The sequence below is a fragment of the Arthrobacter sp. efr-133-R2A-120 genome (assembly GCF_030209835.1).
Taxonomy (GTDB): Bacteria; Actinomycetota; Actinomycetes; order Actinomycetales; family Micrococcaceae; genus Arthrobacter.
Genome location: NZ_JARVRF010000035.1, coordinates 1 through 25,524 on the forward strand (window position 1 = coordinate 1; position 25,524 = coordinate 25,524).

General features: G+C 64.1%; 28 protein-coding genes. 11 read left to right on the forward strand and 17 right to left on the reverse strand.

What is annotated here, in order from left to right; all coding sequences use genetic code 11:
* The first annotated feature begins 70 nt into the window (after positions 1-70).
* Positions 71-1,540, forward strand: coding sequence for a rhamnulokinase (locus QRN52_RS16135; protein WP_284754241.1), 1,470 nt, complete (start codon positions 71-73; stop codon positions 1,538-1,540).
* 97 nt (positions 1,541-1,637) lie between these two features.
* Positions 1,638-2,036, forward strand: a complete 399-nt coding sequence (locus tag QRN52_RS16140; protein WP_284754243.1) for a hypothetical protein — start codon at positions 1,638-1,640, stop codon at positions 2,034-2,036.
* A 25-nt stretch (positions 2,037-2,061) separates the two neighbouring features.
* Here QRN52_RS16140 and QRN52_RS16145 read toward each other — a convergent pair whose 3' ends face one another.
* Positions 2,062-2,289: a hypothetical protein gene (locus tag QRN52_RS16145; protein ID WP_284754244.1), complete on the reverse strand. Its 228-nt coding sequence runs from the start codon at positions 2,287-2,289 to the stop codon at positions 2,062-2,064.
* Positions 2,290-2,538: 249 nt separating this feature from the next.
* On the opposite strand from QRN52_RS16145, the gene QRN52_RS16150 reads away from it, so the two are divergent.
* Positions 2,539-4,023, forward strand: a complete 1,485-nt coding sequence (locus QRN52_RS16150) for an MFS transporter (RefSeq protein WP_284754245.1) — start codon at positions 2,539-2,541, stop codon at positions 4,021-4,023.
* Positions 4,024-4,041: 18 nt separating this feature from the next.
* On the opposite strand, the gene QRN52_RS16155 is transcribed toward QRN52_RS16150, so the two are convergent.
* From QRN52_RS16155 to QRN52_RS16165, 3 genes are all read right to left on the reverse strand, one after another.
* Positions 4,042-4,494 (reverse strand): Hsp20/alpha crystallin family protein, encoded by a 453-nt coding sequence (locus tag QRN52_RS16155; protein ID WP_284754247.1) that lies wholly within the window; start codon positions 4,492-4,494, stop codon positions 4,042-4,044.
* A 389-nt stretch (positions 4,495-4,883) separates the two neighbouring features.
* Complete coding sequence (locus tag QRN52_RS16160; RefSeq protein ID WP_284754249.1) at positions 4,884-5,567, reverse strand: hypothetical protein; 684 nt, start codon at positions 5,565-5,567, stop codon at positions 4,884-4,886.
* A gap of 54 nt (positions 5,568-5,621) precedes the next feature.
* Positions 5,622-6,473: an alpha/beta fold hydrolase gene (locus QRN52_RS16165; protein WP_284754251.1), complete on the reverse strand. Its 852-nt coding sequence runs from the start codon at positions 6,471-6,473 to the stop codon at positions 5,622-5,624.
* Between the two features lie 173 nt (positions 6,474-6,646).
* Here QRN52_RS16165 and QRN52_RS16170 point away from each other — a divergent pair, with 173 nt between their 5' ends.
* The 5 genes from QRN52_RS16170 (at position 6,647) to QRN52_RS16190 (ending at position 9,263) form a co-directional block, all read left to right on the forward strand.
* Positions 6,647-7,039, forward strand: coding sequence for a nuclear transport factor 2 family protein (locus tag QRN52_RS16170; RefSeq protein ID WP_284754253.1), 393 nt, complete (start codon positions 6,647-6,649; stop codon positions 7,037-7,039).
* Positions 7,040-7,141: 102 nt separating this feature from the next.
* Positions 7,142-7,438: a hypothetical protein gene (locus QRN52_RS16175; RefSeq protein WP_284754254.1), complete on the forward strand. Its 297-nt coding sequence runs from the start codon at positions 7,142-7,144 to the stop codon at positions 7,436-7,438.
* 74 nt (positions 7,439-7,512) lie between these two features.
* Positions 7,513-7,860 carry a VOC family protein gene (locus tag QRN52_RS16180; protein WP_284754257.1) on the forward strand — a complete coding sequence of 116 codons (348 nt, stop codon included), beginning with the start codon at positions 7,513-7,515 and terminating at the stop codon, positions 7,858-7,860.
* Between the two features lie 52 nt (positions 7,861-7,912).
* A complete protein-coding gene (locus QRN52_RS16185; protein WP_284754258.1) occupies positions 7,913-8,920 on the forward strand; it encodes an isopenicillin N synthase family dioxygenase in 1,008 nt (335 codons plus the stop codon).
* Positions 8,921-8,951: 31 nt separating this feature from the next.
* Positions 8,952-9,263: a hypothetical protein gene (locus QRN52_RS16190; RefSeq protein WP_284754260.1), complete on the forward strand. Its 312-nt coding sequence runs from the start codon at positions 8,952-8,954 to the stop codon at positions 9,261-9,263.
* A gap of 2 nt (positions 9,264-9,265) precedes the next feature.
* Here the strand turns inward: QRN52_RS16190 and fdxA are convergent, their stop codons facing one another.
* The 8 genes from fdxA to QRN52_RS16230 form a co-directional block, all read right to left on the reverse strand.
* Positions 9,266-9,583: a ferredoxin gene (fdxA, locus tag QRN52_RS16195; protein ID WP_284754261.1), complete on the reverse strand. Its 318-nt coding sequence runs from the start codon at positions 9,581-9,583 to the stop codon at positions 9,266-9,268.
* A gap of 6 nt (positions 9,584-9,589) precedes the next feature.
* On the reverse strand, positions 9,590-11,065 hold the full coding sequence (locus tag QRN52_RS16200; RefSeq protein WP_284754262.1) for an aldehyde dehydrogenase family protein: 1,476 nt from the start codon (positions 11,063-11,065) through the stop codon (positions 9,590-9,592).
* Between the two features lie 62 nt (positions 11,066-11,127).
* Positions 11,128-11,913, reverse strand: a complete 786-nt coding sequence (locus QRN52_RS16205; protein WP_284754264.1) for an SDR family oxidoreductase — start codon at positions 11,911-11,913, stop codon at positions 11,128-11,130.
* The gene (locus tag QRN52_RS16210) at positions 11,913-12,845 is read right to left on the reverse strand and encodes a dihydrodipicolinate synthase family protein (RefSeq protein WP_284754266.1); all 933 of its coding nucleotides are present in this window, start codon (positions 12,843-12,845) and stop codon (positions 11,913-11,915) included. The genes QRN52_RS16205 and QRN52_RS16210 overlap by 1 nt, the downstream gene beginning before the upstream one ends.
* A 57-nt stretch (positions 12,846-12,902) precedes the next feature.
* Positions 12,903-13,703, reverse strand: coding sequence for an enoyl-CoA hydratase-related protein (locus QRN52_RS16215; protein WP_390277913.1), 801 nt, complete (start codon positions 13,701-13,703; stop codon positions 12,903-12,905).
* 8 nt (positions 13,704-13,711) lie between these two features.
* Positions 13,712-14,971, reverse strand: coding sequence for a CaiB/BaiF CoA transferase family protein (locus QRN52_RS16220; RefSeq protein WP_284754269.1), 1,260 nt, complete (start codon positions 14,969-14,971; stop codon positions 13,712-13,714).
* Entirely contained in the window at positions 14,968-16,350 is a 1,383-nt protein-coding gene (locus tag QRN52_RS16225) for an FAD-dependent oxidoreductase (protein ID WP_284754270.1), read from the reverse strand. Before QRN52_RS16225 ends, QRN52_RS16220 begins: the two co-directional genes overlap by 4 nt.
* A 228-nt stretch (positions 16,351-16,578) precedes the next feature.
* Complete coding sequence (locus QRN52_RS16230; RefSeq protein ID WP_059389980.1) at positions 16,579-17,187, reverse strand: helix-turn-helix domain-containing protein; 609 nt, start codon at positions 17,185-17,187, stop codon at positions 16,579-16,581.
* Positions 17,188-17,740: 553 nt separating this feature from the next.
* Here QRN52_RS16230 and QRN52_RS16235 point away from each other — a divergent pair.
* Positions 17,741-19,045 carry an MFS transporter gene (locus QRN52_RS16235; protein ID WP_284754271.1) on the forward strand — a complete coding sequence of 435 codons (1,305 nt, stop codon included), beginning with the start codon at positions 17,741-17,743 and terminating at the stop codon, positions 19,043-19,045.
* A 4-nt stretch (positions 19,046-19,049) separates the two neighbouring features.
* On the forward strand, positions 19,050-19,502 hold the full coding sequence (locus QRN52_RS16240; RefSeq protein WP_284754273.1) for a cytidine/deoxycytidylate deaminase family protein: 453 nt from the start codon (positions 19,050-19,052) through the stop codon (positions 19,500-19,502).
* A 101-nt stretch (positions 19,503-19,603) separates the two neighbouring features.
* On the opposite strand, the gene QRN52_RS16245 is transcribed toward QRN52_RS16240, so the two are convergent.
* The 4 genes from QRN52_RS16245 to QRN52_RS16260 form a co-directional block, all read right to left on the reverse strand.
* Complete coding sequence (locus QRN52_RS16245; protein ID WP_028267272.1) at positions 19,604-19,951, reverse strand: RNA polymerase-binding protein RbpA; 348 nt, start codon at positions 19,949-19,951, stop codon at positions 19,604-19,606.
* A 242-nt stretch (positions 19,952-20,193) separates the two neighbouring features.
* Positions 20,194-21,213, reverse strand: coding sequence for an SPFH domain-containing protein (locus tag QRN52_RS16250; protein ID WP_284754275.1), 1,020 nt, complete (start codon positions 21,211-21,213; stop codon positions 20,194-20,196).
* Between the two features lie 118 nt (positions 21,214-21,331).
* Positions 21,332-21,793 (reverse strand): NfeD family protein, encoded by a 462-nt coding sequence (locus tag QRN52_RS16255; protein WP_284754277.1) that lies wholly within the window; start codon positions 21,791-21,793, stop codon positions 21,332-21,334.
* A 109-nt stretch (positions 21,794-21,902) separates the two neighbouring features.
* Entirely contained in the window at positions 21,903-22,757 is an 855-nt protein-coding gene (locus tag QRN52_RS16260) for a methyltransferase domain-containing protein (protein WP_284754278.1), read from the reverse strand.
* 68 nt (positions 22,758-22,825) lie between these two features.
* On the opposite strand from QRN52_RS16260, the gene QRN52_RS16265 reads away from it, so the two are divergent.
* Positions 22,826-24,853 (forward strand): S9 family peptidase, encoded by a 2,028-nt coding sequence (locus tag QRN52_RS16265; RefSeq protein ID WP_284754279.1) that lies wholly within the window; start codon positions 22,826-22,828, stop codon positions 24,851-24,853.
* Here QRN52_RS16265 and QRN52_RS16270 read toward each other — a convergent pair.
* On the reverse strand, positions 24,843-25,520 hold the full coding sequence (locus QRN52_RS16270; protein WP_284754281.1) for a peptide deformylase: 678 nt from the start codon (positions 25,518-25,520) through the stop codon (positions 24,843-24,845). The two genes, QRN52_RS16265 and QRN52_RS16270, sit on opposite strands and share 11 nt — an antisense overlap.
* Positions 25,521-25,524 lie beyond the last annotated feature (4 nt).

The following is a 25,524-nucleotide window of genomic DNA, read 5'->3' on the forward strand; positions in this document are numbered from 1 at the left end:
GCAACGAACTCTCACACACCACCGGCCTGCACATCCCGGTCGACGCGGGCGTCGCCGCAGCCTTCCTCCGATGAGCGGGAAGGAGACTGGCGGCGGCGTGTTCGCCGCCATCGACATCGGAGCGTCCTCGGGCCGCGTCATGCTCGGCCGAGTGACCGGCGGCCCTGCGTCCGGAAAAACGGTCTCGCTCGAAACGGTGCACCGTTTCCCCAACGGCGTCGTAGAGCTCGACGGCGGACTCCACTGGGACTTCGAGGCCCTGTTCGATGAGGTGCTCACGGGTCTTGCGGCGGCCGCCGAAACGGCGGCCGCAAGCGGGAAGCGGATTGCCAGTATCGGGATCGACACGTGGGCCGTCGACTACGGACTCGTGGATGCCTCCGGCGCCTTGCGGACCCAACCGTTCAGCTACCGCGACGAGCGCGGCCGCACCGCCGTCGCGGACGTCCACAAGGTGCTGGACCCGGCACGGCTCTATGCCACCACAGGGCTGCAGTTCCTGCAGTTCAATACGCTCTACCAGCTAGCCACCGAACGTGAACTGCGTGGCGTCCAGGCGTTGCTCATCCCGGACTTGATCGCTTTCACATTGACCGGGCAACGCCGTACCGAGGCCACGAACGCCTCCACCACCGGGCTTTTTGACGCCGTCGCGGGGGAGTGGGCCACCGAGTCCTTCAAGGCACTCGGCCTGCCCAAAAACCTGTTCCCGGCCATCATCCAGCCGGGCGAAACCGTAGGCACGCTGCTGCCGGAGATCGCGGCCCGGACGGGCCTCGCGGCGGAAACTGCCGTCGTTGCCGTGGGATCACACGACACCGCCTCGGCGGTGGCGGCCGTTCCGGCCCGGCAAGAAGACTTCGCCTACATTTCCTCCGGCACTTGGTCCCTCGTGGGGGTTGAGTTGGACAACCCGGTCCTGGACGAGTCAAGCCGTTTGGCCAACTTCACCAACGAGCGGGGCGTCGACGGAACCGTCCGGTACCTGCGCAACGTGGGCGGCCTGTGGTTGCTCAGCGAATGCCAACGCACCTGGGCCGCCGAAGGGCACCGGCAGGAACTCGCCGCGCTCCTGGAGTCCGCGGCGGCCCTTCCCGCCGGCGGTCCCCAAATCAACGCTGAAGATCCGGCGTTCATCGCCCCGGACAGCATGCCCGAGCGCATCAGATCCGCGGTGCGCGCCGGCGGTGCCGTCCTCCCGGACCGGCCGGCCGCCATCGTGCGCTGCATCCTGGACAGCCTCGCGGCCGCCTACGCGAGGACCCTGGCACGCGCCGAAGAGTTGTCCGGCAAGCAGACGTCGGTGGTCCACATCGTGGGCGGCGGTTCGCAGAACAGGCTGCTGTGCCAGCTCACCGCCGATGCCACCGGCAAGACGGTTGTTGCCGGCCCCGTGGAAGCAACAGCGCTCGGGAACGTGCTGGTCCAGGCCCGGGCGGCAGGAGCCGTGTCGGGAGGCCTGTCGGAACTGCGGGCACTCGTGAGGGCAAGCGTCGGGCTCGAAAGCTACGAACCGAAACTGGTATTTCACAGTCCGTAGGGCCTCTAGCGCGGACGCCCTGTTGTGCCGCAAAGCCCCTCGATAAACTTAAGGGGCGCCGAACAGACGCAAGGTTGGTTGCGGGAAAGGCAAGATCATGTCCGACAGCAGCGGCGTCGAAGAACCCACTGACGAGGAGACAAGCGGAGCTCCCGAGGAGCCGGAACTCAGGGGCCGTTACGTCGAGGGAGACTACGGCAAGACGGGAACGGAGCCCGGGCGGCACTCCGAAGACGAAGAAGGCCAATACAGCGAAGGCGACTACGGAGCGGCCGGCAGCCAAGGCGGCCTTCCCGAACCCTTGGGTGTGAAAGCCAAGGAATCCGGGCGCTACGCAAAAGCCGACCTCGGTGACGCAGGAACGGTTCCGGGACGCACGGCGGAGTCGGAAATCGGCCAGTACGCGGAGGGGGACTATGGCGCGGACGGGGCGGTAGGACCGCTGCGCGAGGCGGCCAAACCACCGGTGCCGGCGGATGACGACGGCGAGGAGTGACGTAGTCGATTTACTTCGGGGTCGATTACTTGGGCCGGACCGGGCCCCCTTCAGCCTTGGCCCGGATGAAACTCAGATCTTCGGGGGAGAGGCTGACCTGGCTGTGCCGGTCGGCATCCGGAGTGATGCCGGTTTCCTGGTGGATTATTTCCGTGATGGTTCGCGGCAAGACCACACATCCGGGGTTGTCGGTTAGCCAATGGCGCGTTTCGGGGCTGAGCATGTCCCAGTGGTCCCTGATATTCATCTCCATGGATGACGCCTAACTGAGTGGGTGCAGAGAAAAATGCCGGCCGAGGCCGGTGCCGGGAACGTCTTCAGGATACGCCTGGGCATAGGGGAATGACAGGGGACGTCTTTCGTGTCCAACCGCCCCGCTTTCAGGGTTCCTTGATCGGCATGGTAGGCCATGCCGCAGGCTGGTGATTGCGTCCCACCGCGGATGCGCCTAGCGTGATCAGACAAGAATGATGGGAAGAGTGTTTCCAGGCGGAGCCATGACATGGCAATTCAAAGCGACGGCGTAGGCTTCCGTTCCAAACGGGGCCCGGTACTCATTGCCCTGATGCTCTCGAGCGGCCTCGTCGCGATCGATGCCACGATCGTGGCGACCGCGGTGCCTTCGATTGTGCGTGAAATCGGCGGGTTTGCCTCGTTCCCATGGCTCTTCTCCGCGTACCTCCTCGCGCAGGCGGTCTCGGTTCCGGTCTACGCGAAGCTCTCCGACATGGCAGGCCGCAAACCGATCATTCTCACTGGCATTGGACTCTTCCTGCTGGGATCGATCCTTTGCGGGCTCGCGTGGAGCATGCCCACGCTCATCGCCTTCCGTGTGGTGCAAGGCTTGGGCGCCGGCGCGGTCCTCCCCGTGGCCATAACCATCGCGGGCGATATTTACACCCTCGCCGAGCGCGCGAAGGTGCAAGGCTACCTCGCCAGCGTGTGGGCAACTTCTTCAGTTGTCGGTCCCACACTGGGCGGGGTGTTCTCTTCGCTTGGAGTGTGGCGCGGAATCTTCCTGGTCAACATTCCGCTGTGCCTCGTGGCCGCTTGGATGCTGGTTCAAAGGTTCGAGGAGAACATCGAACGAGTTAAGCACCGCGTCGACTATCTTGGAGCCGCTCTTCTCACGGTCACCCTGACTTTGACCATCCTCGGGGCTCTGGAGGGTGGCCAGGCGTGGGCCTGGGACTCTCCGGTCAGCATCGCCGTGTTCGCCATTGGTTCAGTGTTGCTCGTTGCCTTCATCCTGGTCGAGCGACGAGCGGCTGAACCTGTCCTTCCGCCATGGGTCGTTTCGAGGCGCCTCCTCGCCACGACCGCGCTGATCTCATTCGGTGCCGGGGCAATCGTGCTTGGCCTCACTTCCTACGTTCCCACGTTCCTTCAAGGCGCGCTTTCGGTGTCGCCAGTCACGGCGGGCCTGTCTCTGGCGGCCCTGACAATCGGCTGGCCGATCAGCGCCTCGCAGTCGGGCCGCTTCTACCTTCGGATCGGTTTCAGGGCAACAGCCTTGATCGGGATCACGGTCACCGTGATCGGTTCGGCGGCCCTCGCCATTACGGCCTACACACCTAACATCGTGCTCGTCGCGGGGAGCTGTTTCGTGGCAGGGCTCGGCCTGGGGCTACTTGCAACCCCGAGCCTGATCGCAGCCCAGTCCAGTGTCGAATGGCACGAGCGCGGAGTCGTGACGGGCACCAACCTCTTCGCGCGTTCCATTGGCAGCTCGCTTGGCGTGGCCGTTTTCGGAGCCGTGGCCAATGCAATCTACGGCGCCAGCCCCGGTGGCGGGAAGAATTCGCAGGCAATTGTATTCGCGTCGGCGGCAGTGTTTCTCGCGGTCCTCGTGAGCGCCGCGCTCACCGTCGTCGCGGTCCTCGCAATGCCCGCCACGACCCTGGAGGCTACGGCTCCGCAGGGCAAGGTGCCGGGCCCGCGGCTCCAAAAGGTGCGTCGGCCAAACGGGCGGGACGGGAGCCCTTAGCTTGCGTCGTCGGCAGGGCTAGTTCCCCGGCTCCTCTGGAGGCTGATTCGCTTCGCGGCCACCTGTACGGACTACGCGGATTTTCGTGGTCTGCGGTTCTGACTGTTCGGGGAGCTGGATACGGATCTCAAGGACGCCATCCTCGTACGTGGCTGCGATGCCGTCTTGGTTCACTCCGCGGGGCAGCGGAATGCTGCGGGACCGTTCGCCGTAGCGGAGCTCGGTGCGGTACCCCTTCTTGTCCACGCGCTCGACATCCTCCTCGCGCCGCGCCTGGATATGCAGGGTGTCCTCGGCGACGCTGATGTCGACGTCGGTCTCGGGATCGATTCCCGGCAGATCCACCCTGACGACGAGCGTGTCACCCTCTTGGTATTGCTCGATGCGGAGCGAGGGGTCGGATTGGCCTTGAAGGAAGCGTCGGAGCGGCTCCGGGACTTCGAGTCCGCCGCGTCCGAATAGGTTGTCCATGATGACCTCCTGGTAGGTACCGGCTGCGGGTCAAGACAGAGCCGGGATGAGAAGAAAGCTACGCCTGGCAAGGTCCCGTGGATAGCCCCTCAGTCTGAGCCGACGTGGCGTCCACCACCGAACAACGCAATCTTGACGTCGGCTGTGCCGGGTCGGAGACTGAGCATAGGAGGCGCGCCGTGGGCAATTTACCGTGGATATTCGTGCTGCTCATCCCATCGCTGGGCTTCTTCTTCTTCCTGATTTACGCGAATATTCGTTTGTCAGCCAGGCGGAAAGCCCTTGGGTTACCCCCTCTAGGTCTGACTCCGCGTCGTTCCAAGACTCGACACCGGAAGCATCACAAGTATGTGATCATTCATCGCTTCAAACACTGAGAAGGGCTCCAGTCAGCTCTGATGGAAGTCCGGAGCCTTCGGGGCGTCGAGCATTCCGGCGATCTTCTCTTCCAGGGCTGCGACGGTCGCCTCGGGCAGGACGATCAGACCGTCCAATTCGCGCCGGGCGCGTTTGTAGGCTGTCTGCCGCTCTGCCGGCGTCGCTGCACTATCCGAAGCGATCCGAAGCAGCTTCCTGGCGGTCGCCAGCCGCTGGCGCTCGGGCTCGGTGAAATTGCTGTCCTTGATGCGTTTGGCTTCCCGCTCTGCTACATCGAACGCCAGTTCGAAGCCGCGGACGGCCGCGCGATACTCCGTAAGCCGGGCCCCCGTCGTGATTTCTCCCGGCGTTGCCGGACGCAAGCCGTCAGCTTCCCGTTTGGCCCGGAGAAATTCCACGGTGAGCGGCTCGCGGACATCCGACATGACCGGAAAATCAATGAGCTTAGCGACGTCGAGTTCGTATTCGAGCCAACGCCGGTTCACGGCGTCGTGTGCCTCTTGCAGCCGGACGACCTCGGCCTGGCTGGCGTGCTCCGCTTCCGCCGCGCGGTTCTTGAGCTGATAAAGCTCCACCCGGCGGCGGTGCCGCCGTTCGCTGGCCCGGGACCAGGACCGCGCCCAACCGCCAGCCAATCCGCTCAGCGGAAAGACCAGCCACCAGTAGTGGCTGACAAATTCGAGGAAGGGATTCACCGCTTCATCGTCCCACCGGCCCGGACCTGTCTCAAGAGGGCACTTCGGGCAGGCCTAGCCGACCTTCCGGAGCCAGTCCGTCAGGAGAGGCAAGACGACGGAGCTATGCATCGCTCCGATGTGGTCGAGGCCCGTAAGCACTTCGACATCCCACCCGGTGTCAATGAGGTCTTGCTTGCGTGCCATCAGGGGCTCGCCGATCCTTACGTGAACGTTGCCCCATGCCGGGCCGTAGTCGATCCGGTCGTCCGCCCCTGCGAAGGCAAGGCGGGGCAAACCCGGCGGGACTTCGGCGGCGGAATCGTCGAAGTCTTGCAGGGCCTCGTAGAGGGTGACGAATTGGCGGGTTTGTGCCTCGTTCGTTTGAACGGGCACCGAGTCCCAGTCTCCAGGCTCAACGTCAGCGGTAGGTGAAGGAACGACGTCGCCGGATTGTCCGGACATCGAGTGCGCTGCCCGGGTGACCGCCAACATGCTCTCGTAAGGCCCGTCGAGGGGTGGGTATCCGCCCATTACCAGTGCCCAGAGCCGGTCAGTGCGGATTGCGAGTTGCAAGCCGCAGAGTGCCAGCCAGGAGTAGCCGTAGTAAGCGAACGTGCCGGCATCAGCGGTGTCGGCGATGGCAAGAAGATCAGCCGTGACATTCCCGGGAGTAAGGGTGTCCGGTGCAGGGTGGGCCATCCGGTGACCTTCGTAATCGGCGATGACCACCCGGTGTGATCGCCCGAGTCCTTTGACCAGATTGGACCCCAGATGCGGATCAGCTCCCCAGCGGCGCATCGTTTCGGCTTCCTCCGGCGGATAGGCGGCGAAGCGGGCCGGGATCACCAGGGCGCGTCCGTTTCCGTGGATGGTGACGGGGATCGTCGTGCCGTCGTGAAGAACGGCTTCAGCGGTGTCAATCACGGCTTGCCCTCCATCTGGTTGCGGCCACTTGTGGTCTAGCTTGCCACTGAATTGCCGGTAACTGCCCTTGGTGCAGTCCCCGAACTTTGAAGCTTTCCCATCGACAGGCATCCTGGCCAGGAATAGCCTTAAGCCGTCCCATTGACCGACGAGGATGACGGAGAGGTACCGACATGGGAGCTACAGAAAACGCCGAATTGGTCCGGCGGGGATACGAGGCCTTTAATTCAGGTGATCTGGCGACACTCAGCGAGCTGTTCGCGGAGGACGCAGTCTGGTACGCAGCAGGAAACGGCGTACTGTCCGGGACGAAACAAGGGCGCGACGCCATCCTGGCCTATTTTGGCGAGCTGGGAGCGCGTTCCCAAGGTACATTCCAAGCGTCGGTGCAGGACATCGTCGGCGGAGAAAACCACACAATCGGACTCCAGCAAAGCCGCGCCGAAAGCGACGGAAAAACCCTGGACATTGCAACCGCCATCTCCTTCGTACTTCGCGACGGAAAGGTTGTAGAGGGCCGGGAATTCTTCGAGGATACGGCCAAGGCAGACGAATTCTGGACCTGAGTATCGGATTTGGATCCTGCCTGTGAAAACTCATTGACATCCCAGGTAGCAGGGTCTATTGCTTGGCATGTCCACACCCGTCCACACCAGCAAGGAGCAGAGATGGAAGCCGCGTCCTACGGAGTCGTGCACTTCTTCCCAGGAGGCACCAAGGACCAATACGAAGCGTCAATTGCCGCTGTCCACCCAGGAGAGGGGCTCCTGCCCGAGGGGCAGACTTTCCATGCCGCAGGCCCGTCGGCCGGTGGCTGGACCATCATGGCCGTCCACGAGTCGAAAGAAAGTTGGGAGAAATTCCGGGACGGCATTCTCATGCCCCGCATGCAGGCGGGTATCGAGGGCGGATTCGAGTCGCCCCCGGAAGAGACCGTCGTCGATCTCTACAAGGTCATGCCCTAACGATTCAGAAGGCCGCCCCCAGGTCTCGAGGGCGGCCTCCGTCTATCCGCGGCGGAAGGGGAAAGGAAACAGTCATGGCGTCCATAGTGAACTACTTCGAAATCGGTTCGCCCGATCCCGAGAGCGCGCGGACCTTCTACAGCTCGCTCTTCGACTGGACTTTCGGTGAGTCCTCGCCTGCCCGCTACCAGATGGTGAATGGCGACAAGGGTGGGCTGTGGGACACGTCCTCTCTTGAGGGAACATCGTGGGCGATCTTCTACGTCCAAGTCGACGATGTGAAAGCCGCAATCGCCAAGGCCGAATCCCTGGGTGCGAGCGTAGCCATCCCGTTTGTCGACAACGGCGCGATCGAGTTCGCGCACCTTCTGGACCCGCACGGCAACCGTTTCGGTGTGTGGCGTCCCAAACAGCAAAGCTGAAGCGATGGACAACGCGCACGATTGCGACACTCGATGAAAAGGACGAAGTGAATTGACACTCGAGACATTGCCCGTGATCGATTTCTCCCGTCTGAATGCAGGCCCGGAAGCGGCCGCCCGATTCCGCGACGAACTGCGCGATGCCATGCATGAGGTTGGCTTTCTCTATCTCGCCGGCCACGGCATTCCCCAGGAGTTGACGGACGCCATTCTCGACGTGTCGCGCCGCTTTTTCGAGCTACCGGAAGAAGAGAAACTCGCGATCGAGAACGTCCACAGCCCCCAGTTCCGCGGCTATACCCGCGTCGGCGGCGAGCTCACCGACGGTGGGATCGACTGGCGCGAGCAGATCGATATCGGCGTCGAGCGCGATGCTGTTGAGCCTGGCCCGGGTGTAGCGGAATATTGGCGCCTCGAGGGGCCCAACCTGTGGCCGGCCGCGTTGCCGGAAATGCGGGACATTGTCTCAGAATGGACCGAACGGCTGAGCACTATCTCGCTGGCGTTGCTGCGGGCCCTGGCAGTTTCGCTTGGGGCGCCCGAGGACACTTTTGATGCGGCATTCGCCGCACGGGCGTTCCCTGTCCTCAAGATTGTGAGATATCCGGGGGAGTCGAACCCGGAACCCAAGCAGGGCGTGGGATCCCACCGTGACGGGGGAGTGCTCACGCTTCTCCTCGTTGAGCCCGGGAAGGGCGGTCTCCAGGTTGAGTACCAAGGGAAGTGGATCGACGCGCCACAAGTGCCGGGGACTTTCGTGGTCAATATCGGCGAAATGCTGGAACTGGCCACCAACGGCTACCTCAAGGCGACCCTGCACCGGGTCATCTCACCGCTTCGAGGCACAGACCGGATTTCCCTTCCCTTCTTCTACAATCCTGCACTTGACGCGACCATGCCGCAGCTTGCCGTGAGCCCGGAGTTCCAGGCAAAAGCCCGCGGCTTGTCGGTTGACCCGACGAACAGTCCGATTCTGGAAACCTACGGCGACAACGCCCTCCGCTACCGGCTTCGGGCCCACCCGAACGTCGTCGCGGAGCATCACGCCGACCTGCTGTGAACCTGACAGCGCGCGGCCGGATAATGGGGCCATGGATTTCGAATTGCTCACCATCCAGGACTGTCCCCACAGCTCGGCGGCCCGGGAACTGTTCTCCCGGGCCGTGGAACTGGAAGGGAACGATCCGGCCTTGATCGCGGTCAGGGAGATCATGACCGACGCGGAGGCCGAAGCCTCCGGATTCCACGGGTCACCGGCCTTCATGGTGGACGGAATCGACCTCTTCCCGTCCACTGCAGAGCCAGCAATGACGTGTCGCGTCTACCCTACGGCCGGGGGCCTCTCGGGCCTGCCCAGCCTGGAGTCGCTTCGACGGGCGATCCAGGCCAGGCTGGCCGCCTAACGTCAGCCCGGGACGTGTGCCGCTAAAACCACCGGGTGGTCCCGTCCGAGATTACCCAGCACCGAGGCTCCTTGCGGGGATCCGAGTTCCTCGAAGAACTCGACGTTGGCCCGGACATAGTCGGCCCACTCATCCGGCACGTCATCCGAGTAGTAGATCGCCTCCACCGGGCAGACGGGATCGCAGGCGCCGCAGTCCACGCATTCTGACGGGTGGATGTAGAGCGAGCGTTCCCCTTCGTATATGCAGTCCACCGGGCACTCGTCGATGCAGGCTTTGTCCTTGACGTCGACGCAGGGCTGCGCGATCACGTAAGTCATGACGCGCTACACACCCGTGTACACGGTCTTGCCCCACGTGAAGAAGTCCAGTGCGGACTTGCCCTGCTCGCGGAAGGTGTTGGTGGAGGAGTCCTTCACGCCTCCGAACGGCACGTTCAAGTCCAGGCCGGCCGTGGGGCGGTTGACCTTGATTACTCCGGCTTGCGCCCGGGCAGCGAAGTCCGTGGCCAAGGCCAAGGAATCGGTGCAGATGCCTGCGGTGAGTCCATAGCGCGAGTCGTTGATCGCGGCCAGCCCGGCCTCGTAGTCCGGGACCTCCAGGACCGCGACAACCGGACCGAAGATTTCCTCCATCACAGCGGCGTCGTCAAACGGAATATCGGTGAGCACGGCGGCCGGGAAGAGCAGCGCTCCGGAGGGGTCGCCGTCGTACTCTCCGTGAAGGAGGGTGGCGCCGCGTTCGACGGCGGTGCGCACCGCGGCCTGGTCCTGCTCGAACTGCTGGCTGCTCACCACGGCGCCCATCTTGGCGCCGTCGAGCCCGTCACCGGCAGTGTAGCTGGCCGCCTCGGCTACGAGGGCTTCGAGGAAGGCATCGCGGATGCCCGGCGCGACATAGACCCGGGACGTTGCGGTGCACGCCTGGCCCGTGAGGCCGAACGCGCCGGCTGCGACTACCGCGGCGGCCTTGAGCGGATCGGCGTCGTCGAGGACCAGGACGCCGTTCTTGCCGCCCATTTCGAGCTGGACGCGGGCGCGGCGGGCGTTCAGGATTTCCTGGAGTCCGAGCCCCACTTTGGTGGATCCGGTGAAGGACAGCCCGGCGATGCGGGGATCGCGTGCCAAAGCGTCTCCCACCACGCGGCCCTTTCCGTGGACCACGTTGAATACTCCGGCGGGAAGTCCGGCGTCCTGGAGTGCGCGGGCGAGGTGCGTCGCCGAGAGCGGGGTCAGTTCGGCCGGCTTGATGACCACGGCGTTGCCGCTGATGAGTGCGGGGGCGGCCTTCCATGCCGGAATGGCGATGGGGAAGTTCCAGGGGGTGATGAGCCCGACGACGCCGAGCGGCTCGCGCCGGGTGGTGATGGTGGTGTCCGGGAGGCCGCTGGGAAGTACTTCGCCGGTGGCTGCCCAGCCGAGGGAGCCGAAGAAGCGCAGCACGTCCGAGGCGCGCTTGACCTCTCCCTTGGCTTCGGCGAGGGTTTTGCCTTCCTCACGGACGAGGTCCTCGGCGATCGCGCTTTGGCGATCTTCCAGCAGCTTGCCTGCGTTCATGAGGATGGCGCCGCGGGCCGGGGCGGGCAGGGCTGCCCAGGCCGGCTGGGCGGCGGCAGCGGCGGTGATGGCCGCGCCGACGTCGTCGGCGGTGCCTCGCGGGGAGAGTGCAGCGAGTTCATCCGGTCGGGCCGGGTTGATTCGCTGGATTTCCGGCTCTCCGGTCCATTCGCCGTTGATCAAGTGCTGCGCTGCGGCAACATCCTGGCGGGTGGAAGTTGCGGCTTCGGTGGCGGTAGAAGTCATGGTAATCCTTTGGCTTAGCGGTTCGGATTGGGTATTGGGGCTGTTCGGGAGGCGATCAGGGCCTAGAGGCTCCGGATCAGGCCACCGTCGCAGCGAAGCGCGACGCCGGTGATGTACGAAGCGGGGGCGCTGCAGAGGAAGGCGCCGGCAGCGCCGAACTCCTCCGGTTCGCCGTAGCGTCGGGCAGGGATGGTCTTGCGCGACTCGAGTTGGATTTCCTCCGGTGTGGTGCCGCGGCGTTTAGCCGCCGCCCGGTCCAGTTCGGCGACGCGGTCGGTTGCGATGCGTCCTGGCAAGAGCATGTTGACTGTGACGGCGTCGAGGGCCACTTCCGCTGCAAGCGTCTTGAGGTAACCGGCCAACGCTGCACGGCCTGTGTTGGAGACGGCGAGGTTGGGCAAGGGTGCCACAACGCCGCTGGATCCGATGGCCAGGATCCGTCCCCAGCGCCGTTCCCGCATCCCCGGCAGGATCTTGGAGACAAGCGCATGGTGCGGCTTCACCAGCAGCTCGAACGCCGCCGCGATGTCGTCGGCGCCAAGGCTGGCGGCCGCCCCGGGCTTGGGGCCGGGGCCGTTGAGCACGAGGATGTCGATGGGGCCGAGCAGATCCACGGCGCGTTCGACGGCGGCCGTCACTCCGTCCGCGGTGCTCAGGTCGGCCCCGACAGCCACGGCGCTGTGGCCGTCAGCCTGCAGCTCCGCCGCGATCTTCTCGGCCAGTTCGCCACGCCGGCCCGTGATGGCCACCCGGACGCCTTCGGCCGCGAGTCCGCGGGCGACGGCCAGTCCCAGTCCTCCTGTGGAGGCGGCGACGAATGCGGTCTTGCCGCTGATTCCGAGGTCCATCAGAGCCTTCCTGCTGTGTGGGCGGTTGGGGTAAGGGAGAGATCCAAGGCCCGGGCCGCTTCAGCCAGGTGCGTCAGCATTCCGTTCCTGAGGACCTCCGGGAAAGGAGCCGCGGGCGGGCGGACACCGGAGTCCTTGATGAAGCCTCGCTCACGGAAGCATTCCTTCCGGACCGCCAAGGCAATCCGGGCCTGCTGCTCGAAGTTGATGAGCGGCAGGTACGGAAGCAGTGCGTCCCGGGCGGCGTCGTAACCGCCCGATTGCCAGGCACGGACGCAAGCCACGAGGGCTTCCGGGTAGGAGAACCCCGTCATGGCGCCGGCTGCGCCGGCCACTAATTCGTCCAGCAGCCCTTGACCTCCCAACCCGCCGAAAACTGAAACGTCGACGGCGGCCGCCAGGTGGGCGATGGCCACACTGGTGGGCGGGGCCTCGGCCTTGACCGCGATAACGAACTTGCAGGCCTGGACCACGTATATGAGTGCTTCCGTGCTGATGCTGACTCCGCTGGCCACCGGGTAGTCCTGCAGGACGACTTTGGCCCCGGTGGACTGGTGGATGGCGTTGAGGTGGGCGATGACAACCTCCGGCCGGGCCGAATTTGCCTGCACCATGACGGCGGCGAGCCGGTCTCCGGCCACGGCCTGGGCAGCGCGGATTTCTTCGACTGCCGTGCCCGTGAAGAACGAGGTCACACCAACCACGAGAGGCAACCGGGTTTCTTCGACCACCACTTCCAGCGCCAGGCTGCGCTCCGATGCTGTCAGGGCGGCGGCCTCGCCGAAAACACCCAGGACAGTCAGCCCTGTGGCGCCAATGGATTCGTAGTGCTCGACCAACTGGGCCAGGCTGTCGGTGTCCAGATCGAGGGTGCTGCCCTGGAAGGGCGTGGCGACGACGCCCCACACGCCGGGTGTCAGTGATTCCCGCATTGGATTGTCCTTCCGTTCGTGCTGAAGTTCGGTGTCTTGCATCTGTTCATGCTGCATTCAGCGGCCCGGCCACACAGGCGGGCGCTTTTCCTGGAAGGCGCGCACGCCTTCGGCGGAGTCTTCGCTGTCCAGTGCGGCCATGAGCGCCGGCAGCCTGAGGCCGCGGGCTTCCGCCGCGCCCAGGTGGCTGGTCCTGCTGACCATTTGCTTGACGGCCCGGACGGAGCTGGGCGCACAGGCGAGGATCTGGTCCACCCAGCGCTGCACCGCGGCGTCGAGCTCCTTCGCGGGAACCACTTCGTTGACCAGGCCCATCGATTGCATTTCCGCAGCCTCGGCCTTGCGGCCTGTGAGGAGCATGCCCATCGCTTGGGTGTAGGGGACGCGGCGCACCAGCTGGTGGATGCCGCCGTCGAGCGCCAAGCGCCCGACCCGCGGTTCGGTGAGGCCGAAGCGGGCCGTGTCCGCGGCGACGACGATGTCGGCGCCGAGGACGATCTCCATGCCGCCGCCCAGCGCGTAACCGTTCACGCGGGCAATGACCGGAATGTCCAGGCTCGTGCGCAGGCTCAGTCCGCCGAAACCGTTGGGGTCAAGCTCCGCCCAGTACTGCAGGCCGGTCTTGTCGACGGCAGAGGCGGACATGTCCGCCCCGACGCAGAAGGCCCGCGTTCCGGCGCCCGTGATGACGACGGCGCGAACGTCAGGATCGGCTTCGATCCGGTTCCAGATGTCATTCAGCCGGTCCTGGGCGCTCCCGTCGACGGCGTTGAGCACGTGCTGACGGTCGATCACCACCGTGGCCACGTGGTTCTCGATGGTCAGGGTGACCTGGTCAACGATCTTCTTCTCATCCATCGAAACAGTCACCGGAGGACTCCCAACTTCTGCAGGCGCTCGATGGCTTCGGCGTCGAATCCGTTTTCCATCAGGACCTCGACGTTGTGCTCGCCGAGCCGCGGCGCCACGCGGCGGACTGAAGGCGGCGTCGCAGACAAGCGAATCGGGGCATTGAGCATCTTCACGGTGCCGACGCCCGGGTGCTCGGCTTCCACGATCATGCCGTTGGCCTCGGTCTGGGCATCGGCGAGCGCCTGTTCCAAGGTGTGGACGGGTGCGTTGAGCAGGCCTTGGCTTTCCAGCTGGTTGGTCCAGTACTCGGTGGTGTTCGTGGCGATGCGTTCCCGGAAGATCGCTTGCAGGGCCGGCTTGTGCTTGAACTGCTGCTCAAGGTTGGCAAATTCCGGCCGCTGCGTGAGGTCTTCGTCCAGGCCCAGCGCTTCGGAAATCCGAGCCAGAGGATCGGGCGTGAAACCGCCCACCATGCAGACGGCGCCGTCGGTGGTTTCAAAGACGCCGCTCAGCGGCATGGCGCCCCAATTGACTTCGTAGCCGCGGTTGAGCTGCATGCACGCCTCCTGCATCTGCAGGTGAAGCATGGAGTCGTACATCGTGACCTCGACCTTTTGCCCGACGCCGGACGCCTCCCGGGTGCGCAATGCCAGCAGGATGCCCTGCATGAGGTGCATGCCCGTGATGTAGTCGCACAGCGTGGTGGGGTAGATGGCCGGCTTCACGTCGTCCGACTCGCGCCGCCACATCACGCCTGAGTAGGCCTGGGCGATCGCATCCTGGCCGCCCTTGTGGGAGTACGGCCCAACCGGGCCGAAGCCAGTGCCGGAGGCCCAGATGATGCCCGGGTTCCCGGCCTTGAGTTCCTCGTAGCCGAAGCCCATCCGTTCCATCACGCCGGAACGGAAATTGCTGACGACGACGTCGGCGTCGGCCATGACCCGGCGGAGGACGGCCTTGCCCTCGTCGGTGCGGGTATCCACGGAAACGCTGCGCTTGTTCCGGTTGATGGACAGGAAGATGGGATTGTCCTGGCCGTCCTTGTCCGGGAACGAGTTGCGCGAGATATCGCCGGCACCCGGACGTTCCACCTTGATGATGTCCGCGCCGTAGTCGCCCAGGAGCTGGGTGCAGGACGGTCCCATGAACACCTGGGTGAAGTCCACGATCTTGATGCCGTCGAGCGGGAGCGGGATGCTGTTGGGCTTGGCAGCGGCGGCGGGCGCCGCCGTCGTGGTTTCCTCAAATTCATCGAGAAGGGTGTCGGTACTCATGCCCCCACCACCGCTTCGCTGTCGACGGTAGCGTTCGACGACGGGACGTCGCCCGGGTCCGCACCGTGCCCGCGCATGCCCTGCTGGATGTCCAGGGCGGAAACGTCGCGGACGAGGGTGCCGTTTTCGACCGCCAGCGCCGCGGCGACGCCGACTGCCTGGCCCATGGCCATGCAGGGCGGGATCTCGCGGGACATCTTCTGCGCTTCCGGGGTGGCCGAGTAGTGGCGGCCGGCGACGAGCAGCTGGTCCACTTCCTTCGGAAGCAGCGAGCGGTACGGGTAGTAGTAATCGCGTCCGCGGGCCACGGTGTCCGCGAAGTGGCGGCGGGAGGTGACGTCGTCCTTCGTCATGACGTATTCGCCCTCGAGCAGGCGGGTCTGCCGCACGCCCATCTGGGAGGCGACGTCGAGCATGAAGCAGTTCTCAAAGCCCGGCAGGTGGGCGCGGACATACTCCACGGCCTCGCTGATCCGGTCCCGTGCGGCAAACTCTGCGGCGGTCATGTCCGCGGGGTCCACGCCGTCGTACCCGGTCATGTGGGGAGCGTTGCACCAGACGACGCCGTCGATCGGCGTCTTGAGCCACCACAGTTCCCAGGCGCCCCCAAGGAGGCGCTTGATGGTGCGGTTGATGGCGCGGGCTTCCTTAGGGTTGGCCTGCTCGAAAGCCTCCGCGGCGGCTGTGTCTACGTTGCCGAGGCGGAAGACGAGGGTAGTGAGGTAGCTGTCCTTGATGTGGCTGGCGCCGGCACGGGAGGCGACGTCGATGTCTCCCGTCGTGTCGATGACGATGTCCGCCATGAACGCCTGCGGGCCGGACTTGGTCTCGCAAATGACGCCCTTGATGACGCCGTTGTCCACGATCGGGCGGGAGAACCACGAGTGGAGGCGGAGGTTGACTCCGGCTTCGCGGACCAGGTCGTTGGACACCCGCTTCCAGCCGTCGGGATCGAAGGCCGCTGCATAACAGATCGGCTTGGGGTTGGTGTGGGAGTGGAAGTTGAAGGTGCCGTAGCGGCCCCACTTGTTCCAGAGTTCCTCGGAGGTCTTGCGGTCATCGGCAGGCGGGACAATCGCCAGGCCGAGCTTCTGCAGCCGTTCCACGTACTCCGAAACGATGCCTGTGACCGTGATTTCCTGGCCGTTGATCATGTCGTCGAGCACCAGGACCATCCCTCCGGAGGCAAGTCCACCGAGCGCGGAGTAGCGCTCCAGGAGCGTGACGGATGCGCCGGACCGTGCTGCGGTGACCGCGGCGGCCACGCCGGCGGGCCCACCGCCGACCACGAGGACGTCGGAGCGGGAGATGACGGGTGCGGTGAGGTCCGCCGTCGTCGTACTGAGTTCCAGTGACGATGTGGTGGCAAAGGAGTTCATGGTGGAGGATCCTTACTTCCCGGCGGGCATGCCGTTGGAACGGTTGCCGGGGTATAGACGGAGTGCTCAGGAGGAGCCCGCTGCGATGCACGGAGCGGACCAGGCCTGGCGGAGGGCATGACGAGTAGAGGTCCCGGGGGACCTGGACACGGAAAGTTGAGATGTTTGCGAACGGACGTCCAAGGGTCCGTACGTGTATGGGAGCGAGCGGCGGCTAGCGCCGGCTGGTCACCATACGTGCGGGGCGTTGACCCAGATCGCTACGCATACCTCTTCGTAGCTGTTTTTGTACCAGTGAGGCGTATCCGAGGAGAAGGTGATCGAATCGCCCGCCTCTAGCGTGTAGCACTCACCGTCGAGGAAGATGTCCTTCTTTCCCGACAAGATGATGCCGAATTCCTCGCCGCTATGGCGGAAAGGGGTGGCGCTGGTGTCGTGGCCTGGCGGACTCACGATCCATTGGGCCTCCAACGCGCCATTGAGGTCCGGGGTCAGGAGCTCATAGACTGCCTCTCCCACGGACTTTTTGGTGACGCCTTTGAGGTTTCGCCGCTCGGACTTACGGACAACCGGCGACCTGGTTTCTTCCTGGCCGAGGAAGAACTTCCCCACGGGAATGTCCAGGCCATGAGCCAACTGCGCCAAGGTGGTGAATGATGGGTTGGCCAGCCCACGTTCGATCTGGCTGACGATCGCCGGGCTGAGACCGGTGATTTCCGAGAGTTTGGACAGGGTCATCCCCTTGTCCTTGCGCATCGTGCGGACCTTGTTGCCGACAGTTGCAAGAAGTGCGCTCGTGCCGGCCGGTGAGGATGCCGTGATGATCTCGTTGGTCATGATCCAGCTTTCTCTCGGTGAGCTGACTCACATAACTATAGTGAAAAATTTTAGCGAATCAATGGTTTGGTGAAATTTTCTCGTTCGCCGGGTCAGCGGCGCCCTTGCGTCGGCAGACTCTTCAGCGCCGGCGGGGCAGTGGGGGCTATTTATCAAAAAGCATTGACCTGGTGAATATCTTCAATATAGTTAAGTGAGTCGCATCACGTGGGGGCGTTTTGCAGCACGATCAGAGACGTGGGCGCTTAAGCCTTCTGGCGGAAGGCCCAGCCCAGCCCCACGTCCACCCTCGTGTTCCCCTATTGATCCCGCGACACCCAAGCAAGCCATCCACGCCCCCTATTACCGGACTGGATGTCCCCGTTTGCTTCAAAGCGCTACGAAGAGGCACGCGTAGCTATCTGGGCTAACTCGCTTCCCATGAGGTGAGCTGGTTCGGCAGACCTGCCGGACCAAGCCAAAATGATAGTTTCGATCACCGTCCATACCCCCTGGATGTCAACGGTGATCCGTACCCTCACGCACCGCGAAGGTGCGGAGGAAGGAAAGAATCATGACTGACACTGTCGTCAAGAATGGCCCGGAGAGCGCCCGGAAATCGCGGCTCTCCCCGGAAATCCGCCGTGGGCTGCTGGGCCTCGGACTCGGGAACACCCTTGAGTGGTATGACTGGATGGTCTTCGGACTCCTGTCGGCCTTCATCGGGCCAAAGTTCTTCCCCTCGCAGGATCCCACCGCCGCAACCCTTAACGCCCTGGCGGTCTTCGCCGTCGGCTTCGCGTTCCGTCCGCTCGGCGGTGTCCTGCTCGGTACTTTCGCCGACAGAATCGGTCGTCGAAAAGTGATGCTCTGGTCCATCATGATGATGGCAGTCACCACGCTGATCATCGCCCTGTGTCCGACGTACCAGCAGATCGGCGGCGCGGCCGGCGTCATCCTCCTGGTCTGCCGCATCGTGCAAGGCATCTCCACCGGCGTTGAAGCTCCGCTTTCCACCGCACACGCCGTCGAACTGGTTCCCGTGGGACGCGAGGGGTTCGTCGCAGGCATCATTTCGTTCTTCGTCAACTCGGGCATTCTCCTCGCCTCGCTGGTCAGCTACCTGTGCAGCCTGATGCTGAGCGGGGCTGTCATGGCCGACTGGGGTTGGCGTGTTCCGTTCATCGTGGGAGCGATCTTCGGTTTCATCGTTGTCTACCTTCGCCGCACTCTTCCGGAAACCATGCGGCCGGAGGAGCTTGCGGAGAATTCCTCGAAAGCTGTTTGGGGCGGGGTACGCAAACATTGGCTGAGCGTGCTGGCCATTACCTTCGTCGTTGGCGCTGCGCAGGCCTACAACTACGCCTGGAATACGGGACTTCCCACCGCGGCCCGCAGCGGCTTCAAAGAAGACGCCACTGCTGTCTTCGCCCTCACCACCATTCTTGGAGCTGTGCTGGTTGTCGGCAGCCTCGTGGTCGGCAAGCTCGCCGATGGCAAGTCGATTTCCAAGTGGTTCCTGATCACCCGTGCGCTGTCCATTCCTTCGGTCTTCCTGATGCTCATGTACGTCCGTCCAGGCATCGGCGGATTCGCCGCGGTCCTCCTGGGCGGCTCGGTTGTCCTGGTCCTCAACATGACCCTGTACAACGTCGTCACCAGTTCCCTGATGCCAAAATCCTGCCGCGGCGCCGGAACTTCCCTTGGCTACGGAATTGGTGTGGCGGTCTTCGGTGGCACGGCGTCCTACCTCCTGGTCTGGCTCCAGTCCATGAATGCATCGTGGATCTTCCCGGTTTACGTCGCTGTGCTGTCCGTTTTGAGCATTGTGTTCTACGTACTGGCACGGCGGAAGAGCGGCATCTTCATTGGAAGCTAGGGACATGATCTCGTTTGACCTCAGTCAGTCCGACGTGGAGCTCTACACCGCGGCGCGTGAACTGCTCCTCACGGCCCACCACACAGAGAACCATCGTGTCGCCGCTGCCATGCGGGGCGCGTCGGGGGCGATCTACCTCGGCCTTCACATCGGTTCCAAACGAATCAACGTGTGTGCCGAATCCAGCGCCCTCGCCAATGCCCGGATTGCCCAGGAAGCCTCCATCGAGTCCTCCGTCGCAGTCAGCATGGACGAACACGGAGAACCGCAGGTCACGAATCCTTGTGGCGTCTGCCGGGAGCTGCTGCGGAACTACGGAGCCGAGGCAACGGTCCTGGTTGATGCCGGGGGAGAGGTTGGAACCGTCAATCTAGGGGAACTCCTGCCATATCCCTGGCTGCGGGCCACCGAGACTGAATGGACCACCCAACCGCCGGAGGCCATGAAGATGCACTAAATGCAACGGAAAAGTCCGGGTCCGCACTCTGAAGAGTGCGGACCCGGACTTTTGTCGTGAAACTGTTCCCTCGGGAACCGCGCCCCTTGGGAACTGCGGCGTTATGCCGAGCGGCGTTCCCCACGACGTTCGCGCAGGATGTTCAGGCGGTCTTCGAGGATCTGCTCGAGCTCGGGAAGGCTGCGGCGTTCCAGCAGCATGTCCCAGTGCGTGCGGACAGCCTTCTCGTTGGTGTCAATGGGGCGTTCGCCATCAACCAGGAGCGCTTCCTTGCCCGTCTTGGAAACCCAGACAGGAGGGATCTCGGCTTCGGAGGAGAAGGTTACGAAGACCTGCTCTCCGTCCGCGCAGCGGTATTCAACCCGCTGACGCGGCGCCGGCTCCACACCGGATTCGGTTTCCATGCTCTGGGCGCCAAGACGCATGCCCCGCAGGCTGCGATCGCTCATGATTACTCCCTCTGTCTGTTCGCGGAACCATGCTCCGCGCTAGCCGGACGCCGCAACGGCGCCGCCCGGACTACTGTCTGCACACGTTGCATCACTAGATGAAACGCCTGACCAAGCGTTAATGTTCCGTTCGGACTGAACCGGCCGGACAAATACACCATTATACGCGGATCGAAGCGGACAGGACAAAGCGAAGGGGGACCGGCCAGAGAATTTGGCCGATCCCCCTTGGAAACTGTCCGTTACGCAGACGGTTCTTGCGTAGCTGGCGTTGATTGCGCGTGTCCGGAACTCACAGCCGCTGTGCCCGCCGGTGCAGGAACTTCGGCTGTCGGCTTCGCGGAATCGCTGAACAGGTCCGCAACGCCTGATCCACCATTGGTGCCACCCAGTGCGCCGCCGATGCCCTTGAGGGCCTCTCCGACCTCGCTGGGGATGATCCACAGCTTGTTGGATGAGCCCTCCGCGATCTTCGGCAGGGTCTGAAGGTACTGGTAGGCCAGCAGTTTTTGGTCCGGGTTGCCTTTGTGGATGGCGTCGAAGACCTTCTGAATGGCCTGCGCTTCGCCATCGGCGCGGAGGATGGCTGCCTTGGCGTCACCCTCTGCGGCGAGGATTGCTGCTTGCCGCTGGCCTTCGGCCGTCAGGATCTGCGATTGCTTGGTGCCTTCGGCGGTCAGAATCGCAGCACGCCGGTCGCGCTCGGCCCGCATCTGCTTCTCCATTGAGTCCTGGATAGAGTGCGGCGGGTCGATTGCCTTGAGTTCCACGCGCGAAACGCGGATTCCCCAGCGCCCGGTGGCTTCGTCCAAGACCCCGCGGAGCTGGCCGTTGATCTGGTCGCGTGAGGTGAGCGCTTCTTCAAGATTCAAGCCGCCCACGACGTTGCGGAGCGTGGTAGTGGTCAGCTGTTCAACAGCCTGGATGTAGTTGGCGATCTCGTAGGTCGCGGCCCGGGGATCCGTGACCTGGAAGTAGACCACGGTGTCGATCGAGACAACCAGGTTGTCCTCGGTAATCACCGGCTGCGGCGGGAAGGAAACCACTTGTTCGCGAAGATCCAACAGCGGCAGCAGACGGTCGACAAACGGGATCAGGATGGTGAGCCCGGGGTTGAGCGTGCGCTGGTACTTACCGAGGCGTTCTACGACGCCGGCGCGCGCTTGCGGAATGATCCTGATCGAGCGGACCAAAACGATAATCACGAATATGACGAGAACTAGCAGCACGATCGCGGCTGCAGTTCCTCCCAAGCTGTCCATACATCTCCTTCATTCCCCAGTTACGTATTTGATGCGGTTATGTGCGGCAATATGCCGATCGCTCGTCGTCGAACGCTCATCGTCGAACGCAGCGGCTTGAGCCATGACGGGACGCCGCTCAGTGCGGGCTGTTTTCCGCTGTCGAGGCGACTACCGCCGTCGCGCCGTCAATCCTGGTGACCTGCACGGTCTGGCCGGCGCCGATGGTCTCCGCCGCGCTGCGGGCGCTCCATACGTCGCCACCGATCTTGACCAGTCCCGCAGTCGCGCTGACGGGCTCCATGACGAGCGCCGATTGGCCGATCAAGCGGTCCACGTTGGTGCGTTGCTCGGCGGGACCCTTGTGCAAATGCTTCAGTGCGATAGGACGGACGAACGCAATCATCAGCAGGGACACGATGCAAAAGACAACGATCTGCAACCAGAGATCAGCTCCGGCGAAGTCAGCGACGAGGGCAGCCAGCGCGCCGGCCCCGAGCATGATGAAGAAGAAACTGAGCGTCAGCATCTCCACCACGGCAAATGCGAGGAACACCGTGAGCCAGAGAGCCCACCAGTTGCTGCCAAGCCACTCAAACATCGTTCCCCCTGTTTCCGGACTTGCCGCGGCAGCCGGCCTGATCCGGACTGCAGCGTCGGCAAGATCACAGTCGCTGTTTTTCCATCCTAGCCCGGTGCGAAGGTTCCCGTTAGGAGCCTTGCTCCCGTGCTGTGAAAACGCTGAGGGTGAACTTCGCGGTGGCCTTGACGGACGTTTCCACGGCCGTCGACGCCAGGAGGGCGGAGCGTTCGAGGTGGTGGCCTGCGGGTCCCATGAAGGCGACATCGGCAATGTCGCGCCCGTCGAGCTTGAGATCCACGTCGAGGTGAATGGTGTCCGCGGGAGTGAAGAACTCCTGCATGGACTCGGCAAGGCGCTCGTCTTTGCCCGGTTCAATACCCAACATCCCAGTCCGTTCCGCAATCTCCCCAAGGTGCCCGTTGCGCGGAGTCACGACGATCACGCGGCCGCCTGGACGGAGCACGCGGGCAAATTCCGGTGGATTCCGCGGCGCAAAGACCACGATGACCGCATCCACGGCATGGTCTGCGATCGGCAGTGGACGCCAGACATCCCATACGAGATTGACGGCGCCGGGATTCAACCGTGCGGCCCGGCGGAGGGCGAACTTGGAAATGTCGATGCCAATCGCTGCAACCGGCGTGCGGTCCAGCACTGTCCGTAGGTAGTGGCCGGTGCCGGTCCCCGAATCCAGGACCAGGGATCCCGGCGCCGATAGGACCGGTGCCGCCAGCTCCGCGATGGCCTCGGCGAGGGGAGCGTAATGGCCCGCGCCCAGGAAATCGTTGCGGGCCGCGACCATCTCTGCCGTGTCGGCCTCGAAGACCGTGCCCTTGCCCGTGAGCAGGTTGAAGTAGCCCTGTTTGGCGGCATCGAAACTGTGGCCGGCGACGCAACCGAGCGAAAACGGCGCAGCCGCGCTCAGTCCGAAAGGACCCCCGCAGACCGGGCAGCGTAGGGAAGGGACGGCGTCGGAAAGCATATGGACAATCCTACGGCTGCCGGAGTGGCACATATCCTCATGCGTTGACGGCCGTTAGGCTCACCAGCGTGAAAGCCGAACAACTCCCGCTGCTGAATTCCATCTCTGCTCCCGCGACCCATCCCGATGGGACCCGCGCCGTCGTGTCCGTCACGCGGCCCGATTTCGACGCCGACGCCTACGTCGGCCAGCTCTGGAGTGTTCCTTTTGACCATGAGATCCGGCCCCGGCGGATCACCCGTGGCTTCCGGGACACCGCACCCGCATTCTCACCCGACGGCAGGGGGTTGGCGTTCCTTCGGGCGACGCCGGACGGCAAGCCGCAACTGCACGTGGTTGAGTCCGACGGCGGGGAACCGCAAGCGATCACGGAACAGAAATTGGGAGTCTCCGAGTTTTCCTGGGCGCCTGATTCGCGGAGGATTGTGTTCTCCTCGCGCGTTCCTGAGGAAGGCCGTTACGGGACGGTTGACGGCGTCGGGGCGGGCAGCGAAGACCCACGGTTGATCACCGACAACCAATACAGGCTCAATGGGCTGGGTTACACCGCGGACAAGCCCGCGCAACTGTTCGTCGTCGAGGTCCCCGAGCCCGGAGCGGAACCTCCCGTGGTTCCTGTGGGGAGGGCGGCCAAAGCCAACGGAGCCGATGCGGCAGGCCTGGTGCCGCCGGCGGTGCAGTTGACGTTCGGCGAAGCCGACCACACCTCGCCGTCCTTCAGCCGCGACGGTGAGAGCGTCTACTTCGTCGCCTCGCTCCACGAAGGGCACGACGCCGACCTCGCCTCCGGTATCTATCGTGTCTCCGTCGCGGGCGGCGAGCCCAAAGCACTTCGTCCGGACGCCGCACAACAATCCGTCCAGGAAATCTGCGAATCCGCGGACGGTGAATGGCTGTTCTTTGCGGCGCAGGACCTCGGCGACGACGGCCTGGACTTCGTCGCGAGAAACACGGCGCTGTACGCAATGCCGGTCCGGGGTGGCAAAGCAACGATGCTCAGCGACGTCGAAAACCAGGACATTGGCGGCCACCTCGAAGCCTTTGGAGCGGATGGGGTGCTCGCGCTCAACACCAGCCGTGGCAGCGTCCAGCTGATCCAATGGTCACCCGACGGCGAGGCCGAGGTCCTTGTCAAGGGTCCCCGCGTAGCGATCGGCGCTTCCGCAGTGGGAGACATCGTGGCTGTCGCTTACGGCGACGCTTTCAGCAATGGCGAGCTCGGCGTTCTGGAGAAGGGTGAACTCCGAGTGCTCACGGACTTCGCCAAGGCGCTTCGGGACCAAGCGACAATCCTTGAACCGCATGAGTTCACCACCACCGGAACTGACGGCTACCCGGTCCATGGCTGGGTGGTCCTGCCAGAGGGGCCAGGCCCCCATCCAGTGCTGCTCACCATCCACGGCGGCCCTTTCGCCCAGTACACGGGGGCGTTCTTTGACGAAGCCCAGGTGTACGCCGAGGCGGGATACGCCGTGCTGATGTGCAACCCGCGCGGTTCTGCCGGGTACGGCCAAGCACACGGAGGGGCCATCAAGGAAAAGATGGGCACCGTGGACATGGCGGATGTGCTCGCCTTCCTGGATGGTGCACTCGAAGCCTTTCCTGCGATGGACAGGGAATCGATCGGAATCATGGGCGGGTCCTACGGCGGATATCTGACGGCCTGGGTCATCGGCCACGAACACCGCTTCAAGGCAGCCATTGTGGAGCGCGGATTCCTCGACCCGGTCAGCTTTGCCGGTTCCTCGGATATCGGATGGTTCTTCGGTGGCCAATACACGGGTGGCTCGCCGGAGCAGATGGCGGCCCAAAGCCCGATGGCCGTGGTGACCGCAGTCCGGACACCCACGCTGGTAATCCACAGCGAAAACGATCTCCGATGCCCGGTTGAACAAGGCCAGCGCTACTTCGCCGCCCTCAAGGCCCAGGGCGTGGGGACGGCGTTGCTCCTCTTCCCGGGTGAAGACCACGAACTATCGCGATCGGGCACACCCCACCACAGGCGGCAGCGATTCGAGCAGATCCTCGCGTGGTGGGCAAGGCACCTGCCTTCGGCAGCAAACCCGCCGCGCGAATCCGGTTCAGCTACGGATTGAGGAATCCCAGTCCGCGGCGTGCCTCGTCGATTCCGGGGTACGCCCAATGGGCGGAGTACTCCCCATCGTTTGCGAGCGACCGCAGTTCGGCGCGGTCCAAATAAAGTCCGCCGTGCAGGTGATCGGTTTCGTGCTGGACTATCCGGGCCTGCCATCCGGAGAATCCGGCCGAGGCTGCACTTCCGTCCGGACGCTGGTAGTGCAAACGAACATCGCGGTGGCGTGTGACCACGGCCTGGAATCCGCGCATCGACAAACAGCCTTCATAGAACGACGCCGTGGAAGTCCCCTCGGGCTCGTAGCCGGGATTCAGTATCGCGAAGAAGCCCAGCGGCGTCCTTTGCCGGATCTCCGAGGCAACAGGATCAACATCGAAATGGTCTTCAAGCACAGCCAGCTGCAAGGGGATGCCGAGCTGCGGCGCGGCGAGGCCCACTCCGGGAGCGGCATGCATGGCATCCCGCATGCGCTCGATCAGCTGCGCCAGTTCGGTGTCGTCGAGCTGGCCATCATAGGGCGCGGCCCGCTGGCGCAGCACGGGATGGCCGACCTGCACGATGGGAGGGAGCCCCTCGAGACCGAGCAGGGCCTGGACTGCGCTGCGGATTTCCGAGGCAGTAAACGTCGTGTCCGGGCCGGCAGTCAGGGGGCGGGTCTCAAAGTCCATGGAT

Coding starts and splice junctions, on each gene's coding strand:
- QRN52_RS16210 (WP_284754266.1), bottom strand. CDS start 12,845: ATGCGGGAATCACTGACACCCGGCGTGTGGGGCGTCGTCGCCACGCCC.
- QRN52_RS16205 (WP_284754264.1), bottom strand. CDS start 11,913: ATGGACCTCGGAATCAGCGGCAAGACCGCATTCGTCGCCGCCTCCACA.
- QRN52_RS16230 (WP_059389980.1), bottom strand. CDS start 17,187: ATGACCAACGAGATCATCACGGCATCCTCACCGGCCGGCACGAGCGCA.
- QRN52_RS16245 (WP_028267272.1), bottom strand. CDS start 19,951: ATGAGCGATCGCAGCCTGCGGGGCATGCGTCTTGGCGCCCAGAGCATG.
- QRN52_RS16235 (WP_284754271.1), top strand. CDS start 17,741: ATGACTGACACTGTCGTCAAGAATGGCCCGGAGAGCGCCCGGAAATCG.
- QRN52_RS16170 (WP_284754253.1), top strand. CDS start 6,647: ATGGGAGCTACAGAAAACGCCGAATTGGTCCGGCGGGGATACGAGGCC.
- QRN52_RS16260 (WP_284754278.1), bottom strand. CDS start 22,757: ATGCTTTCCGACGCCGTCCCTTCCCTACGCTGCCCGGTCTGCGGGGGT.
- QRN52_RS16135 (WP_284754241.1), top strand. CDS start 71: ATGAGCGGGAAGGAGACTGGCGGCGGCGTGTTCGCCGCCATCGACATC.
- QRN52_RS16200 (WP_284754262.1), bottom strand. CDS start 11,065: ATGACTTCTACCGCCACCGAAGCCGCAACTTCCACCCGCCAGGATGTT.
- QRN52_RS16225 (WP_284754270.1), bottom strand. CDS start 16,350: ATGAACTCCTTTGCCACCACATCGTCACTGGAACTCAGTACGACGACG.
- QRN52_RS16150 (WP_284754245.1), top strand. CDS start 2,539: ATGGCAATTCAAAGCGACGGCGTAGGCTTCCGTTCCAAACGGGGCCCG.
- QRN52_RS16180 (WP_284754257.1), top strand. CDS start 7,513: ATGGCGTCCATAGTGAACTACTTCGAAATCGGTTCGCCCGATCCCGAG.
- QRN52_RS16140 (WP_284754243.1), top strand. CDS start 1,638: ATGTCCGACAGCAGCGGCGTCGAAGAACCCACTGACGAGGAGACAAGC.
- QRN52_RS16220 (WP_284754269.1), bottom strand. CDS start 14,971: ATGAGTACCGACACCCTTCTCGATGAATTTGAGGAAACCACGACGGCG.
- QRN52_RS16155 (WP_284754247.1), bottom strand. CDS start 4,494: ATGGACAACCTATTCGGACGCGGCGGACTCGAAGTCCCGGAGCCGCTC.
- QRN52_RS16175 (WP_284754254.1), top strand. CDS start 7,142: ATGGAAGCCGCGTCCTACGGAGTCGTGCACTTCTTCCCAGGAGGCACC.
- QRN52_RS16250 (WP_284754275.1), bottom strand. CDS start 21,213: ATGGACAGCTTGGGAGGAACTGCAGCCGCGATCGTGCTGCTAGTTCTC.
- QRN52_RS16145 (WP_284754244.1), bottom strand. CDS start 2,289: ATGGAGATGAATATCAGGGACCACTGGGACATGCTCAGCCCCGAAACG.
- QRN52_RS16190 (WP_284754260.1), top strand. CDS start 8,952: ATGGATTTCGAATTGCTCACCATCCAGGACTGTCCCCACAGCTCGGCG.
- fdxA (WP_284754261.1), bottom strand. CDS start 9,583: ATGACTTACGTGATCGCGCAGCCCTGCGTCGACGTCAAGGACAAAGCC.
- QRN52_RS16255 (WP_284754277.1), bottom strand. CDS start 21,793: ATGTTTGAGTGGCTTGGCAGCAACTGGTGGGCTCTCTGGCTCACGGTG.
- QRN52_RS16240 (WP_284754273.1), top strand. CDS start 19,050: ATGATCTCGTTTGACCTCAGTCAGTCCGACGTGGAGCTCTACACCGCG.
- QRN52_RS16215 (WP_390277913.1), bottom strand. CDS start 13,703: ATGGATGAGAAGAAGATCGTTGACCAGGTCACCCTGACCATCGAGAAC.
- QRN52_RS16270 (WP_284754281.1), bottom strand. CDS start 25,520: ATGGACTTTGAGACCCGCCCCCTGACTGCCGGCCCGGACACGACGTTT.